13 protein-coding genes are annotated in these 15,406 nt (G+C 69.4%); all 13 read right to left on the bottom strand.

Annotated features, from left to right (window positions below):
- Positions 1-4: 4 nt before the first annotated feature.
- Positions 5-3,520 carry a DNA polymerase III subunit alpha gene (gene dnaE, locus LLS1_RS08840; RefSeq protein WP_226654840.1) on the bottom strand — a complete coding sequence of 1,172 codons (3,516 nt, stop codon included), beginning with the start codon at positions 3,518-3,520 and terminating at the stop codon, positions 5-7.
- Between the two features lie 159 nt (positions 3,521-3,679).
- A complete protein-coding gene (locus LLS1_RS08835) occupies positions 3,680-4,600 on the bottom strand; it encodes an RluA family pseudouridine synthase (protein WP_226654839.1) in 921 nt (306 codons plus the stop codon).
- Positions 4,600-5,160 (bottom strand): signal peptidase II, encoded by a 561-nt coding sequence (lspA, locus tag LLS1_RS08830; RefSeq protein WP_226655237.1) that lies wholly within the window; start codon positions 5,158-5,160, stop codon positions 4,600-4,602. The genes LLS1_RS08835 and lspA overlap by 1 nt, the downstream gene beginning before the upstream one ends.
- 34 nt (positions 5,161-5,194) lie before the next feature.
- Positions 5,195-6,007 (bottom strand): DivIVA domain-containing protein, encoded by an 813-nt coding sequence (locus tag LLS1_RS08825; protein WP_226654837.1) that lies wholly within the window; start codon positions 6,005-6,007, stop codon positions 5,195-5,197.
- A gap of 150 nt (positions 6,008-6,157) precedes the next feature.
- Positions 6,158-6,454, bottom strand: a complete 297-nt coding sequence (locus LLS1_RS08820) for a YggT family protein (RefSeq protein WP_223357040.1) — start codon at positions 6,452-6,454, stop codon at positions 6,158-6,160.
- Positions 6,455-6,558: 104 nt separating this feature from the next.
- Entirely contained in the window at positions 6,559-7,074 is a 516-nt protein-coding gene (locus LLS1_RS08815) for a cell division protein SepF (protein ID WP_226654817.1), read from the bottom strand.
- Positions 7,075-7,146: 72 nt separating this feature from the next.
- A complete protein-coding gene (locus LLS1_RS08810) occupies positions 7,147-7,848 on the bottom strand; it encodes a YggS family pyridoxal phosphate-dependent enzyme (protein WP_226654815.1) in 702 nt (233 codons plus the stop codon).
- Positions 7,814-8,980, bottom strand: coding sequence for a cell division protein FtsZ (gene ftsZ / locus LLS1_RS08805; RefSeq protein WP_223357043.1), 1,167 nt, complete (start codon positions 8,978-8,980; stop codon positions 7,814-7,816). Before ftsZ ends, LLS1_RS08810 begins: the two co-directional genes overlap by 35 nt.
- A gap of 157 nt (positions 8,981-9,137) precedes the next feature.
- Complete coding sequence (locus tag LLS1_RS08800; RefSeq protein ID WP_226654814.1) at positions 9,138-10,118, bottom strand: FtsQ-type POTRA domain-containing protein; 981 nt, start codon at positions 10,116-10,118, stop codon at positions 9,138-9,140.
- Positions 10,119-10,124: 6 nt separating this feature from the next.
- The gene (murC, locus tag LLS1_RS08795; protein WP_226654812.1) at positions 10,125-11,534 is read right to left on the bottom strand and encodes a UDP-N-acetylmuramate--L-alanine ligase; all 1,410 of its coding nucleotides are present in this window, start codon (positions 11,532-11,534) and stop codon (positions 10,125-10,127) included.
- A gap of 60 nt (positions 11,535-11,594) precedes the next feature.
- Positions 11,595-12,671, bottom strand: a complete 1,077-nt coding sequence (locus LLS1_RS08790; protein WP_226654810.1) for a glycosyltransferase — start codon at positions 12,669-12,671, stop codon at positions 11,595-11,597.
- Complete coding sequence (ftsW, locus tag LLS1_RS08785) at positions 12,668-13,918, bottom strand: putative lipid II flippase FtsW (protein ID WP_226654808.1); 1,251 nt, start codon at positions 13,916-13,918, stop codon at positions 12,668-12,670. The genes LLS1_RS08790 and ftsW overlap by 4 nt, the downstream gene beginning before the upstream one ends.
- Complete coding sequence (gene murD / locus LLS1_RS08780) at positions 13,884-15,401, bottom strand: UDP-N-acetylmuramoyl-L-alanine--D-glutamate ligase (RefSeq protein WP_226654807.1); 1,518 nt, start codon at positions 15,399-15,401, stop codon at positions 13,884-13,886. The genes ftsW and murD overlap by 35 nt, the downstream gene beginning before the upstream one ends.
- Positions 15,402-15,406 lie beyond the last annotated feature (5 nt).

The following is a 15,406-nucleotide window of genomic DNA, read 5'->3' as shown; positions in this document are numbered from 1 at the left end:
CACGCTAGACCAGGCAGTTGGGGCCGAGCAGCCCCTTCAGCTCCCCGTACAGGTCGGGGCTGACCTTGACGTGGTTCGGCACGCCGAGCACGCGGACACGGCTGCCCGACACCAGGTGGATACGCACCTCGTTCTCGCCGGGGTGCCGCGAGAACGTCTCGCCCAGCCGGGTGATGACGTCGGGCGTCGCGCGGCGGTCCTGCATGGTGATCTTCAGCGGGCTGCTGTCCTCGATCGGTCCGAGGTCGGGGTTCATCAGGCTGAAGGCGTGCAGATTCATGCCGTCGTCGCGCAGGCTCACACGGCCGCGGACGACCACGATCGAGTCGCCCGTCAGCATCGGCGAGAACTCCTGGTACGCCTTGCCCATGAACATGACGGTCATCTCGCCGCCGAAGTCCTCGACCGTGATCATGCCGTACTGGTTGCCGGACGCCTTCGCCACCCGGTGCTGCACGCTGGTGACCAGGCCCGCGATCGTGACCGTCTCGCCGTCCTGGATGCTGTCCGAACCCACGAGGTCGGCGATCGAGGTGCTCGCCATCTTCGCGAGCTGCAGCTCGAGCCCGGCGAGCGGATGATCGGACACGTAGAGGCCGAGCATGTCGCGCTCGAAGGCGAGCTTGTCCCGTTTGCCCCACTCCGGGCGGTCCGGGATGCTGTGCTGCGCCTGACCCGGCTCGTCGTCTTCCCACAGGCTGTCGAAGTCGAACCCGACGTCGCCGTTCGCCTCGTTGCGCTTGATCTTCACCGCGGACTCCACGGCGTCCTCGTGCACCTCCACCAGCGCGCGACGCGTGTGTCCCAGGGAGTCGAAGGCGCCCGCCTTGATGAGGGACTCGACCGTGCGCTTGTTCGCGGCGTGGATCGGCACCTTGGCGAGGAAGTCGTGGAACGAGTCGAAGCGCCCCTTGCTCTCGCGCGCCTCCCGCACGCCCTCGACGACGTTCGCGCCCACATTGCGCACCGCGCCCATGCCGAAACGGATGTCCTCTCCCACGGCGGCGAAGTACAGGCTGGACTCGTTCACGTCGGGCGGCAGCACCTTGATGCCCATGCGTCGGCACTCGTTGAGGTAGAGCGCCATCTTGTCCTTGGAGTCGCCGACGCTGGTCAGCAGCGCCGCCATGTACTCGGCCGGGTAGTGCGCCTTGAGGTACGCGGTCCAGTACGAGATGACGCCGTACGCGGCCGAGTGCGCCTTGTTGAACGCGTAGTCGGAGAACGGGAGCAGGATCTCCCAGAGCTTGTTGACAGCGTCCATCGAGTAGCCGTTGTCCTTCATCCCCTGCGCGAAGCCCTCGAACTGCTTGTCCAGCTCGGACTTCTTCTTCTTGCCCATCGCGCGACGGAGGATGTCCGCCTGTCCGAGCGAGAAGCCGGCGACCTTCTGCGCGATCGCCATCACCTGCTCCTGATAGATGATGAGGCCGTAGCTGGTCGACAGGATGTCCGCGAGCGGCTCGGCCAGCTCTGGATGGATCGGGGTGATGTCCTGTTGACCGTTCTTGCGCAGCGCGTAGTTCGTGTGCGAGTTCGCGCCCATGGGGCCGGGACGGTAGAGGGCGATGAGCGCCGAGATGTCCTCGAAGTTGTCGGGGCGCATCAGGCGCAGGAGCGAGCGCATCGGGCCGCCGTCGAGCTGGAACACGCCGAGCGTGTCGCCGCGAGACAGGAGCTCGTAGGCGGGCCGGTCGTCGAGCTCGAGGTCTTCGAGCACGAGGTCTTCTCCGCGGTTCGCTTTGATGTTGTCGAGCGCGTCGTTGATGATCGTCAGGTTGCGCAGGCCCAGGAAGTCCATCTTGATCAGCCCGAGCGACTCGCAGGCCGGATAGTCGAACTGCGTGACGATCTGGCCGTCCTGCTCGCGCTTCATGATCGGGATGATGTCGATCAGCGGGTCGGAGGACATGATCACGCCGGCTGCGTGCACTCCCCACTGGCGCTTGAGGTTCTCGAGCCCGAGCGCGGTGTCGAAGACGGTCTTCGCCTCCGGGTCGCTCTCGACGACGGCCCGGATATCGACCGCCTCCTTGTAGCGCGGGTGGTTCTTGTCGAAGATCCCGGTGAGCGGGATGTCCTTGCCCATCACGGGCGGGGGCATCGCCTTGGTCAGCTTCTCGCCCATCGAGAACGGGAAGCCGAGCACGCGGCCGGAGTCCTTCAGAGCCTGCTTGGCCTTGATGGTGCCGTACGTGACGATCTGCGCGACGCGCTCCGAGCCGTACTTCTCGGTCACGTACTTGATGACCTCGCCGCGGCGGCGATCGTCGAAGTCGACGTCGAAGTCGGGCATGGAGACACGGTCGGGGTTCAGGAACCGCTCGAAGATGAGTCCGTGCTGCAAGGGGTCGAGGTCGGTGATGCGCATGGCGTAGGCCGCCATCGATCCCGCACCGGAGCCACGGCCGGGGCCGACCCGGATCCCGTTGTCCTTGGACCAGTTGATGAAGTCGGCGACGACGAGGAAGTAGCCGGGGAAGCCCATCTGCGAGATGACGCCGATCTCGTAATCGGCCTGCTTGCGCACCTCGGGGGTGATGCCGTTCGGGTAGCGCTCGGCGAGGCCCCGCTCGACCTCCTTGACGAACCAGGTCTGCTCGGTCTCGCCCTCCGGCACGGGGAACCGGGGCATGAAGTTGGCGGCGGTGTCGAACTGCACGTCGCACCGCTCCGCGATCGCGAGCGTGTTGTCGCAGGCCTCGGGATAGTCCCGGAAGAGCTGGCGCATCTGGTCGGCCGACTTCAGGTAGAACTCGTCGGCGTCGAACTTGAAGCGGTTCGGGTCGTCGAGCGTCGATCCCGACTGCACGCAGAGCAGGGCCGCGTGGCTCTTGGCGTCCTCGGCGTGCGTGTAGTGGAGGTCGTTCGTGGCGACCATCGGCAGGCCCAGGTCTTTGGCGAGCCGGATCAGGTCGCTCATGATGCGTCGCTCGATGCCGAGCCCGTGGTCCATGATCTCGGCGTAGAAGTTCTCCTTGCCGAAGATGTCGCGGAACTCGGCGGCGGCTTTCACCGCTTCGTCGTACTGACCCAGTCGGAGGCGCGTCTGCACTTCGCCCGACGGGCAGCCCGTGGTCGCGATGATGCCCTTGCCGTACTGGCTGAGCAGCTCCCTGTCCATGCGGGGTTTGAAGTAGTAGCCCTCGATGGACGCCTTGGACGACAGCCGGAAGAGGTTGTGCATCCCCTCGGTCGTCGCCGCGAGCATCGTCATGTGCGTGTAGGCGCCGGAGCCGGACACGTCGTCGCCCCCGCCGTCGCCCCAGCGCACTCGCGTCTTGTCGGTGCGGTGCGTGCGGGGAGTCAGGTACGCCTCCGTGCCGATGATGGGCTTGATCCCGGCATCGGTCGCGGTGCGCCAGAAGTCGTACGCGCCGAACATGTTGCCGTGGTCGGTGACGGCGACCGCGGGCATCCCCTGCCCCGCGGCGGCCTCGATCAGCGGCTTGACGCGCGCCGCGCCGTCGAGCATCGAGTACTCGCTGTGGACGTGGAGGTGGACGAAGGAATCGCTCATGTCGGGGACTAGCCTACGTCGTGCCAGGGACGTCCGGCGGGACGCGCGCGGCGACGGAGGAAATGTAGGTCGACGTGCATGGCGAACACAGGGAACGGAGGAGAGCCGAGGCAACTCACGTCGGAGCTCCTCCGTTCGCGACGCCCGTCGGGGCCGGCCTCAGGACGCCCGGAGGACGTCGAGGGCGTGCTGGAGGTCGTCCGGGTAGCCCGTGGTGAAGGTGACCCATTCCCCCGTCGCCGGGTGCTCGAAGGCGAGCTGAACCGCGTGCAGCCATTGGCGCGTGAGGCCCAGCCGCGCGGAGAGTGCCGGGTCGGCGCCGTACATGGCGTCTCCGACGCACGGGTGGCGCTGTGCCGCCATGTGCACTCGGATCTGGTGCGTGCGGCCGGTCTCCAGGTGGATCTCCAGCAGACTCGCGGCGGGGAACGCCTCGATCGTCTCGTAGTGGGTGACGGACGGCTTGCCGTCGGCGACGACCGCGAACTTCCAGTCGGACCGCGGATGGCGGCCGATCGGGGCGTCGATGGTGCCCGTCAGCGGGTCGGGATGACCCTGCACGACCGCATGGTAGATCTTCTCGACGGTGCGATCGTGGAAGGCCCGTTTGAGCGCGGTGTAAGCGCGCTCCGACTTGGCCACGACCATGAGGCCGCTCGTGCCCGCGTCGAGCCGGTGCACGATGCCCGCCCGTTCCGCGGCGCCCGAGGTGGAGATGCGGAACCCGGCCGCAGCGAGGGCGCCGAGCACGGTCGGACCCTCCCACCCCACGGAGGGGTGGGCAGCGACGCCGACCGGCTTGTCGATCACGACGATGTCGTCGTCGTCGTGCACGATCGTCAGTTCGGAGACCGCGATCGGCACGATGCGCACCTCTTCGCGCGGCTGCCACGAGACCTCGAGCCACGAGCCGGCGGTCAGACGGTCCGACTTGTCGACGTCGCGGCCGTCGACGGTCACGCCGCCGGCCTCCGCGATCTCGGCCGCGAAGGTGCGGGAGAATCCCAGGAGCTTGGCGATGCCCGCGTCGACCCGGGACCCGTCGAGGCCGTCCGGAATGGGGAAGCTGCGGGACTCCACTACGGCTGCGGCTTCTCGGGGTGCTCGACCTCTGCGGCCGTCGGCGCAGGGGCCTCGTGGTCGGACTCCGGTTCGACCTCGCCCTCGTCGTCCGCGCCACGGCGCCCGTCGAGCCCGACACCCCGGATGGTCAGGATCAGGAAGAGCGCCATGCTCGACACGATCGCGACATCGGCCAGGTTGAAGATGGCCGGCAGGAGCGGGATCTGCAGGAAGTCGACCACATGGCCGACACCGAAGCCCGGCTCACGGAAGAGCCGGTCGGTGAGGTTTCCGAGCAGGCCGCCGAGGAGCAGCCCGAACAGGATGGCCCACGCCGTGGACTTGATCCGCGGCGCGTACCAGATGACGAAGCCGAGCACGCCGACCCCGACGATGGAGAAGATCCAGGTGGATCCGCTGCCGATGGAGAAGGCGGCGCCGGCGTTCTTGACGAAGTTGAACTGCAGCAGCTGGCCGAGGACCTCGACCCGCTGACCCTCGTAGAGGTTGGCGACGACCAGGACCTTGGCGATCTGGTCGACGAGGTACACGCAGAGCGCGACCACCCCGAGGATCACCAAGGCCCGGACGCTGACCGAGGGCCGGGAAGGACTAGCCTCCAAAGCCGGGGAAGACCGGGGGCTGCTGGCCCTGGTCCGAGGTGCTGGAGCCGTCCGCGGCAACCGGGGCCGGCACACCGCCGCCCGCGCTCACCGGAGCGGCGGCACGGTTCTGGCTGAAGGCGGAACCGCCCGCTGCCGGCTGGGCGTCGAGGTCGCGGAGCTGACCCTCGATGTAGCCCTTGAGGCCCTGACGGTAGTCGCGCTCGAAGGTGCGGAGCTCGTCGATGCGGCGCTCGAGCTGGGTGCGCTCCTGGTCGAGGGCGCTGATCTGGGCGCGCTGCTTCGACTCGGCCTCGGCGACGATGCGCGCCGCGGTGGCGTGCCCCTCGGCGATGAGCGAGTCGCGCTTCTCGACACCCTCGCGCACGTGCTCCTCGTGGAGACGGCGCGCGAGCTGGAGGAGGTTGTTGGTCGCGTTCGGGTCGTTCGCGTTGTCGGCCGTGAACGCCGGAGCGGCAGCCGCGGCCGGTGCGGCCGCAGCGGACTGCTGGGCGGCCGCGAGGCGCTGCTTGAGCTCCTCGTTCTCCTGCTGGAGGCGGGTGAGCTCGCCGTTGTCGGCGGCAGGGGCGGCCTGCGCCGGGACCGGGGCCGGGGTGGACGAGCCGGAGCTGCGCTGCAGTTCTGCGATGCGCGAGTCGGCGGCGACGAGACGCTGCTTGAGCTCCTCGTTCTCCTGGCCCAGTCGGCGCAGCTCGACGACGACCTCGTCGAGGAAGTCGTCGACCTCGTCCTGGTCGTAGCCCTCACGGAACTTCGTCGGTTGGAACCGCTTGTTGACTACATCTTCCGGAGTCAGCGCCATGGCAAGCCACCTTAGATCTTGAAAGAGACGAACAGATAATGCGTTCAGCCAACGCTAGCAAAGTGGGCAGCCAGTGCGCACTCCGCCGCGCTCGCTCACGTCGGCTCGACCACCCTACATCGGCGTGGTCGGCCGTTCCGGGTTCGACGCTCAGCTGAATCCCAGCGTGACGTACAAACCGATGATCACCACGAGCATGGTGAGGCTCCAGCCGAAGTCCAGCGCCACCTGCCCCATCGACAGGGGCGGGATGATGCGACGGAAGAACTTGATGGGCGGGTCCGTCACGACGTACGTCGACTCGGCCAGCAGCAATCCGAACCCCTTCGGACGCCATTGCCGGGCGAAGGTCCGCACCAGGTCGAGCACGAAGCGCGCCCACATGACGAAGAAGTAGATGAGGAGGAGGTAGTACGCGACGGTCGCGACGATCGAGACGACAAACACTCTCCCAGTATGACGGAGAGCGCGGTATGACGGAGAGCGCACGCCCTCCCCCGTCGGGGAGGACGTGCGCTCTCGTCGTGTCGGCGGCCGCGCGGCCGACCGGCTCAGTTCTGGGCGAAGAAGGAGGCGTCGACCTCGGCGTCCGCGCCGCCGTGCTCGCCGGAGACGACGACGTGCGACGGGGAGAGCAGGAAGACCTTCGGCGTCACGCGCTCGATCTTGCCGTAGAGGCCCTGCGAGAGGCCGCTGGCGAAGTCGATGAGGCGGCGCGCGTCGCCTTCGCTCATCTGCGACAGGTTGATGATCACCGGGATGCCCTCCCGGAACGACTCGGCGATCGCCTGCGCGTCGCGGTACTGGCGGGGGTGGACCGTGAGGATCTCGTTCATTTCCTGTACCGAAGCATTCCGTGCGGTGGACGATTTGCGCAGCGGGGTGACCGGAGCGCGGCCGGCCACGGGGGTGACCGGAGCGGGGTGGGGGACGGCCTGCACGGGAGCGGGGGCGGGAGCCTCGCGGCGCGGCGCGTGCTGCTGCGCCTGCTCGGGCTGCTCGTCGAACTCGAGCTCCTCGTCGGCGAGGCCGAGGTAGACCATCGTCTTCTTCAGCGGGTTGGCCATGCGCTTCCTCCGTGTAGACCTGTGCGCCGACGCCTCGCACGCACGTATTGCGAACCTTCTTCTCCTTCGAGATTAACGAAGGGTCGGCCGATTCCCGGTAATGGCGGTCCCGATCCGTAGGTGTGTCGCGCCGGCCGCGACCGCCTCGCGATAGTCCTGCGACATCCCGGCGGAGATCGCGGAGGCGTCGGGGGCCAGGGTGCGGACGCGGTCGCTGAGCGCTCGTACACGCGCGAATGCGCGGGCCGGCTCCTCGTCCAGCGGCGCCACGGCCATCACGCCGAGCAGGCGCAGGCCGGGCGTCGTGAGGACGTGCTCGACCAGAGGCTCGAGATCGCGGTCGGCCACTCCCCCGCGGGCGGGATCCTCCGTCAGGTTGAGCTGCACGAACGCGTCGACGGACTCCTCCTCGGAGCGCAGGGCGTCGACGAGCGAGACCCGGTCGATGGAGTGGATGAAATCCGCATACCGGCGCACCTGTCTGGCCTTCTTGCTCTGCAGCTGGCCGACGAAGTGCCACCGGAGATCGAGATCGGTCAGCCCGGCCGCCTTCTCCTGCGCCTCCTGGTGGCGGTTCTCCCCCACGTCGCGCACCCCGAGCGCGGCGAGCTCGCGCACGAGCGACGCGGGGTGGAACTTGGTCACCACGATGGTGGTGAGCTCCGCGGGGGCGCGCCCGGCCGACCGAGCGGCATCGTCGATGCCGGCCCGGACGGTCCGGAGGCGCTCCGCGAGCGGACTACTTGAGGAAGTCGGGGATGTCGAGGTCGTCATTCTCGTCGTCGAAGGCCGGGTCTTTGAGGGCGGTCTCGGCGACCGGGGTCTCCCCGGTCCAGGTCTCGGTCACGGGGGCCTCGACCTCGCCGGCCTCGACCACGGCGGACGAGGCGGCCGCCTCTTCCGATCCGGCCTCGACGAACGTCGAGCGACGGGTGTCGACCACCGGCTTCGAGCCGGGCTCGCCGCCGTCGAAACCGGCCGCGATGACGGTGACGCGCACCTCGTCGCCGAGGGTGTCGTCGATGACCGCTCCGAAGATGATGTTCGCCTCGGGGTGCACGGCCTCCTGCACCAGGCGGGCCGCATCGTTGATCTCGAAGATGCCGAGGTTCGAGCCGCCCTGGATGGACAGCAGCACGCCGTGCGCGCCATCGATGCTGGCCTCGAGGAGCGGGGACGCCACGGCCAGCTCGGCCGCCTTGATCGCGCGGTCGGCACCACGCGAGGAGCCGATTCCCATGAGGGCGCTGCCCGCGCCCTGCATGACCGACTTCACGTCCGCGAAGTCGAGGTTGATGAGGCCGGGGGTCGTGATGAGGTCGGTGATGCCCTGGACGCCCGCGAGCAGCACCTGGTCGGCGGTGGAGAACGCCTCCAGCATGCTGATGCCGCGGTCGCTGATCTCCAGCAGGCGGTCGTTGGGCACGACGATGAGGGTGTCGACCTCTTCCTTCAGCCGCTGCACGCCCGCCTCGGCCTGGCCCTGGCGGCGCTTGCCCTCGAACGAGAACGGCTTGGTCACGACACCGATGGTGAGCGCACCGATCGACTTGGCGATGCGCGCCACGACCGGGGCGCCTCCCGTACCGGTGCCGCCGCCCTCTCCCGCGGTGACGAAGACCATGTCGGCGCCGGCGAGCGCCTCCTCGATCTCCTCCGCGTGGTCCTCGGCGGCCCGGCGGCCGACCTCGGGGTCGGCTCCGGCTCCGAGGCCGCGGGTGATCTCGCGCCCGACGTCGAGCTTGACGTCTGCGTCGCTCATGAGCAGCGCCTGGGCGTCCGTGTTGATGGCGATGAACTCGACGCCGCGGAGGCCGAGCTCGATCATGCGGTTCACGGCGTTGACGCCGCCTCCGCCGATGCCGACGACCTTGATCACGGCGAGGTAGTTCTGATTTGCTGTCACGTCCGGCCTCCACGGGAACCTTCAACCTCAAGTCGAGGCTTAAAGTTATGCTGAGTATGCAATTCTCTTTCTCGACGTTAGGTGCGCGCGGCGCGTGCCGGGGTAACCCGGCAGGCGTGTCGGGAAAGTGCGCGCCGAAGCGGTGTCCGACACGGCGTCAGCCGGTCGTCACGCTGTGCGGCGACGACACGTCGTAGTGGCTCGCCCCGCCGGCTCCGGCGAGAAGCGCGGCGAGGTCGGCCGCCTTCAGATCCGAGTCCTCAGCGCTCCCCCACACCACGGTCGCGCCGCTGCCGCGCAGCGTGAACGAGACGTCGTCCTTGGTCGTCGCGGAGATCGTGTCGACCTGGGCGAGCGTCGCCGCGGGGAGCGCGCTGAGGACGCTCGCGGCGGCGGCGAACGCGGAGCCCGCGTCCTTGTCCGCCGAGCCTCCCGCCGCCGTGATCAGCGGCACGCCCTCCGGACGGGCCGCGGTCGACGAGATCGGGACCTTCGCCGCGTCGACCAGGACGAACGCCGCCCCCTCCTGCACCGCGCCGATCGGCTGCCGCTCGACGACGCGGATCACGATCGTGTCGGGCGGGTGGCTCTCGACCGTATAGCTGCGGATCAACGGGAACGCCGCGAGGTCGTGCGAGATGCCCGCCTGGTCGAGCAACGGCAGGGGTTTGCCGAGCTGATCGCCGAGCTTCGCTTCGATCGCCTTGGGGTCGAGCCGGGATGCCCCCGTCACTTCGATGTGCTTCAGTGCCAGGACGGGCGAGAAGGCCAGTAGCGTGACGCCGAGGACGAGTGCGGCGAGCACGCCGCCCGCCGCCAGCCAGGCGCGGCGGCGACGGCGTGAACGCTTCGTGAACCGGCGCACCTCCCCGCGCTCGACGCGCTTGCGCTCCTTGCGCGCCGCGCGGAGAGCCCTGCTGATGTCCCGGTTGCTCGGGAGGCGGTCGTACGGGGAGGTCTCGGCCGCGCGCGAAGGCGCCTCCACGATCGGGACGGGCTCGGTGGCTGTGCGCGCAGGCGACGCCGCCCGCTCCGGGGAGACCGCGCGAGGGGTCGTCTCCGAGGGGGGCCGCTCGGACGCGGCCGGTCGGGCGGACACCTGGTCGGTCTGCCGGTCGTATCCCTGGGGGCGCTTCACGGGCGACTACTCGCGGACGCGGCGGAGCGAGTCCAGCAGCTGGGGGACGATCCGGTACACGTCGCCGCACCCGAGGGTGATCACGAAATCGCCCGCACGCGCGATCTCGGCGGTGTGGTCGGCGGCGGCCTGCCAGTCGGCGATGAACGCGACATGCTCGGGATGCTCGAAGCGGTCGGACACGAGCGCGCCCGTGACGCCCGGCTCCGGGTCCTCGCGGGCGCCGTAGACGTCGAGTACGACCGTCTCGTCGGCGTACTTCTCGAGGGTCTCGGCGAACTCTTGTGCGAACAGGCGCGTGCGGCTGTAGAGGTGCGGCTGGTGGACCGCGATGATGCGACCGGATCCGACGACGGTCCGCGCCGCCGAGAGGGCGGCCGCGACTTCGGTCGGATGGTGGGCGTAGTCGTCGTAGACGCTGACGCCGCCCACGGTGCCGTGCAGCTCGAAGCGTCGCTCGGTCCCCCCGAACTCGGCGATGGCCGCCAGCGACGCCGCCGGCTCGAAGCCGAGGCCGGTGAGCACGGCGAAGGCGCCCGCCGCATTGATGGCGTTGTGGCGTCCCGGAACGCGCAGCTGCGCCACGTACTCCGCGCCGTCGTACGAGAGCCGGAAGGCGACCGGCCCGTCGGTGACGATCGAGTGGACGCGCACCGCGGCGTCCTCCGCCTCGCCGAAGGTCACGACGCGCTTGTCGGGCGTGGTCGCGAGCAGGCGGTCCGTCACGTGCTTCGCTCCGGCGTCATCGGACGACACCACGACGAGCTCGCTCGACTCGCGGGCGAAGGTGACGAAGGCCTCCTCGAACGCCTCCAGCGAGCCGTAGTGGTCGAGGTGGTCGGGATCCACGTTCGTGATCAGCGCCACGGCCGTGTCGTAGAGCAGGAAGGTGCCGTCCGATTCGTCGGCCTCGACGACGAACAGCTCGCCGCTGCCCGACTGGGAGCTCTTGCCGAGCGAGGCGATCACGCCTCCGTTGACGAAGCTCGGGTCCTCCCCCAGTCCGAGGAGGCCCGTGATGATCATGCCGGTCGACGTTGTCTTGCCGTGGGCGCCCGCCACGGCGACGAGACGCTTGCGGTTGATGAGCCAGGCGAGCGCCTGCGACCGGTGGAGCACCGGGAGGCCCTTCTGCAGCGCCAGCTGGTACTCCGGGTTGTCCTGCCACAGAGCGCCGGTGACGACCAGGGTGTCCGCGTCGCCCACGTTCGCGGCGTCGTGGCCGACGGCGATCGTCGCGCCCAGGGCGCGCAGCGCGTCGATGTTCGCCGAGTGGCGCACGTCGGAACCGGTCACCGTGTACCCGGCCTCAAGGAACAGACGGGCGATGCCGCTCATCCCGGAGCCGCCGATGCCCACGAAGTGGAGGGCGCCGAGCTCGTCGGGGATGGTCATGGTGAGGTCGGGCTTGATCACGGGCACTGCTTTCGGTTCACGCGGAGAATCTGCATCACGGGCTCCCATCCTCTCACGGGGTCACCGCGTCTCCTGGGAGCGCCGGACCAGCGCCGCCGTGCGGGCGGAGCCGTCCCGCACACCGGCCGACGCGGCCCGTGCCGCCATCCCGGCGACGCGATCGCGGTCGGCGAGCAGAGGAATCAGTTCGGCGTCGACCCACTCCGGCAGGAAGGCGGCGTCGTCGACGAGGATCCCGCCGCCGGCCCCCACCACGCCCGCCGCGTTGTAGCGCTGCTCCCCGTTCCCGATCGGGAACGGCACGTAGACGGCGGGGATGCCGAGGGCGGCGAACTCGCACACGGTCGCCGCGCCCGCACGGGCGACGGCGAAATCGGTGATCGCGAACGCGAGGTCCATGCGGTCGCAATAGTCGATCAGGCGATAGTGCTCGACGCCCGGATCGGTCAGCTCGCCGCGGCCGCCCTGGATGTGGAGGACCTGCCAGCCCGCGGCCGTGAGCTCCTGAGCCCGCGCCGCGATCGTGCCGTTGAGACGGCGCGCGCCGAGCGAACCTCCCGTCACGAGCAGCGTGGGGCGATCGTCGTCGAGCCCGAACTCGGCGAGAGCGGCGGGGCGGGCGGCGACACGGTCCAGCTCCTCGATCTCGATCCGCAGCGGCATGCCCACGAAGGTCGCGTGCGGCAGCGGCGTCCCCTCGAAGGCGACGCCCACCCAGGGTGTGTAGCGGGCGCCCAGCCGGTTGGCCAGGCCGGGCCGGGCGTTGGCCTCGTGCAGCACCAAGGGCACGCCCTCCTTGCGGGCGGCGGAGTAGGCCGGTGCGGCCGCGTAGCCCCCGAAGCCGACCACGACGTCGATGCCGCGGTCGCGGATCAGGTCGCGGACAGTGCGGATCGCGCGTCGGTACTCGCCCGGGAACCGCAACGCGGCGGCGTTCGGCCGGCGCGGGAACGGGAGCTTCGGGATGGTGAGCAGCTCGTAGCCGCGCGCCGGGACGAGCCGTGCCTCCAACCCCTCCTTCGTGCCGAGCACGAGGACCTCCGCAGCGGGATCATCGCGGCGCAGGCGATCGGCCACGGCCAGCAACGGGTTCACGTGGCCGGCGGTCCCCCCGCCGGCCAGCAGGTAGCGCGTCATGCGCGGGTACCCGCCCGACGGGTGGCGGCGGATGAGGACTGCGACTCCTTGCTCGATTCGCGCGCGAACGAGAGGACGATTCCGATGGCGACCATGGAACTGATCATCGCAGTCCCGCCTGCGGAGATCAGCGGCAGAGGCACACCCAGGACTGGTATGACGCCGAGCACGACCGCGATGTTCACGAAGGCCTGACCGATGAGCCAGACCATGATCGCGGCCGTCGTGACGCGGGCGAACGGGTCGGTGGAGGCGTGGATGATCCGCAGGAACACGATCGCGAGCAGCACGAACAACAGGAGGACGACGATCGCGCCGATCAGACCGAGCTCCTCGCCGATGATCGCGAAGATGAAGTCCGTGTCGGCCGCCGGGAGCCACGACCACTTCGAGTGCGAGTTGCCCAGCCCCACACCGAAGACGCCTCCGGACGCGAGGGCGTAGAAGCCGTTCTTGATCTGCCAGTCGACGTCGGGGTTCGCCGCGCTGGTGCCGCCGAAGTAGGCCGCGATGCGGCCGACACGGCTCGCGCTCGACAGCGCGACCGCCACCGCGACCGCCCCCATGCCGAGGGTCCCGATGACCAGGTAGCGCATCTTCACGCCGGCGTAGAACAGAGCGCCGAGGACGATCGCCGCCATCACCACGGTCGTGCCCAGGTCGCCGCCCAAGAGGACCAGGGCGATCGCCCCGCCGGCCACCGGGACGACCGGGATCGCCACGTGCTTCCACTGGTCGAGGACGTCCTTCTTGCGGGCGAGGACGACGCCGAGCCACACGACGAGGGCGACCTTGATCGCCTCCGACGGCTGCCCGGTGAAACCGCCGATGCGCAGCCAGTTGCGGTTGCCGCCGATCTCGACGCCCAGCGGGGTGAGCAGGACGAGCACCTGGAGGAAGCACGCCGCCGCGAGCAGGAACCAGATGCTCCTCTTCCAGAACTGCGGTGGCAGGCGGGAGACCAGGAACATCAGCGGCAGGCCGATGAGCGCGAACGCTCCCTGGGACCAGAACCGCGAGAAGAAGTTGTCGCTGTCGCTGTGCGACTCGACCGAGGATGAGGAGAGCACCATCACGAGACCGAAGATCACCATGAAGAGGGTGACCCCGAGCAGCAGGAAGTAGTTGGCCGACTCCGCGGTCACGTTCTTCCCGAGCGAGATGCGTGCGGTCAGGCCGCCGAGGCGCGAGCCGGACGACGATGCGGCTCGGTCAGTCCTGTTCAGGACGCGAGGCGGAGAAGTCATCCGCCTCACCTCCCAAGTACTCGTTGACGGCCGCCTGGAAGAGGCGTCCTCGTTCCGCATAGTCGGCGAACTGGTCCATCGACGCCGCGGCGGGAGCCAGCAGGACGGTGTCGCCCTCGCGGGCGAGACCGCCGGCCGAGCGGACAGCCGTCGGCATGACCCCCTCAGTCTCGTCGGCCTCCACCTCCACCACGGGAATCGTCGGCGCGTGTCGCCGGAATGCCTCGCGCAGCGGCTCGCGGTCCACGCCGATGAGCACGGCTCCGCGCAGGCGCGCCGCGTGGGTGCGGACCAGCTCGTCGATCTCGACGCCCTTGAGCAGGCCCCCGACGACCCACACCACCGACGGATAGGCGCGGAGCGACGCGTCGGCGGCGTGCGGGTTGGTGGCCTTGGAGTCGTCCACCCAGCTGATCCCCGCCTCCACCCGCACCAGCTCGATGCGGTGCGCGTCGAGGCGGAAGGCCGTGAGCACATCGCGGATGGTCTGCGGCTCGACGCCGTAGGAACGCGCGAGGGCGCTGGCGGCCAGGATGTTGGCGACGACGTGCGGGGCGGCGAGCCCCGCCTCGCGCAGCTCGTCGAGTGTGGTGAGCTCCAGCGCCGTCGTCGCGCGATCCTCGAGGAACGCGCGGTCGCACAGGATGCCGTCGACGACACCGAAGTCGCTCGGGCCGGGGACGTCGAGGCCGAAGCCGATGGCGCGGGCGCCGTCGACGACCTCGGCCTCCTCCACCATCAGCAGCGTGTTCGCGTCGGCGCGATTGTAGACGCACGCGACCTGCGTGTTGTCGTACACCTTCGCCTTCGCCGCGATGTACGCCTCCAGTGAGCCGTGCCAGTCGAGGTGGTCGTCGGCGATGTTGAGGCACGCGGACGAGTACGGGGAGAGTTCGCCCCCGGCGTTGCGGTTGATCCAGTGCAGCTGGTAACTGGAGAGCTCGACGACGAGCACGTCGAAGCCCTCGGGGTCGCGGATGGCGTCGAGAACGGGCACGCCGATGTTGCCGCAGGGAGCGACGCGACTTCCCCCGGCGAGGAGCATCGTGGCCGTCAACTGCACCGTGGTGGTCTTGCCGTTGGTTCCGGTGACGCAGATCCAGTCCGCCGGGGCGTTGCCGCTGCCCGGACCGGCGACCTTGTCGCGCAGCCGCCAGGCGAGCTCGATGTCGCCCCAGACGGCGATCTCGTTCCGCTCGGCCCACACCAGCAGCGGGTGGTCCCAGTGGAACCCCGGCGAGACGACGATCAGCTCGGGGTCGAACTCGGTCAGCCGCGCGGGAGGCGAGGACAGGTCCGGCTGCTCGAGCAGCTCCGCTCCGATGACCTCGAGCAGCATGGCGCGCTCGGCGTCGGCGGAGGCGGTGACCACCAGGACCTCGGCGCCGAGCTCCGCCAGCGTGTCCGCGACGGAGAACCCGGTCACCCCGAGGCCGTACACGGCGACGCGCAGGCCCCGCCAATCGTGGTGCCAGCTGGTCAATGCGG

It is taken from the genome of Leifsonia sp. LS1, from assembly GCF_020521355.1.
Lineage (GTDB): Bacteria > Actinomycetota > Actinomycetes > Actinomycetales > Microbacteriaceae > Leifsonia.
This window is presented reverse-complemented; position numbering and strand designations above follow the sequence as displayed.

Coding starts and splice junctions, on each gene's coding strand:
- LLS1_RS08790 (WP_226654810.1), bottom strand. CDS start 12,671: ATGACGCGCTACCTGCTGGCCGGCGGGGGGACCGCCGGCCACGTGAAC.
- LLS1_RS08815 (WP_226654817.1), bottom strand. CDS start 7,074: ATGGCCAACCCGCTGAAGAAGACGATGGTCTACCTCGGCCTCGCCGAC.
- LLS1_RS08825 (WP_226654837.1), bottom strand. CDS start 6,007: ATGGCGCTGACTCCGGAAGATGTAGTCAACAAGCGGTTCCAACCGACG.
- dnaE (WP_226654840.1), bottom strand. CDS start 3,520: ATGAGCGATTCCTTCGTCCACCTCCACGTCCACAGCGAGTACTCGATG.
- ftsW (WP_226654808.1), bottom strand. CDS start 13,918: ATGACTTCTCCGCCTCGCGTCCTGAACAGGACTGACCGAGCCGCATCG.
- LLS1_RS08810 (WP_226654815.1), bottom strand. CDS start 7,848: ATGACGACCTCGACATCCCCGACTTCCTCAAGTAGTCCGCTCGCGGAG.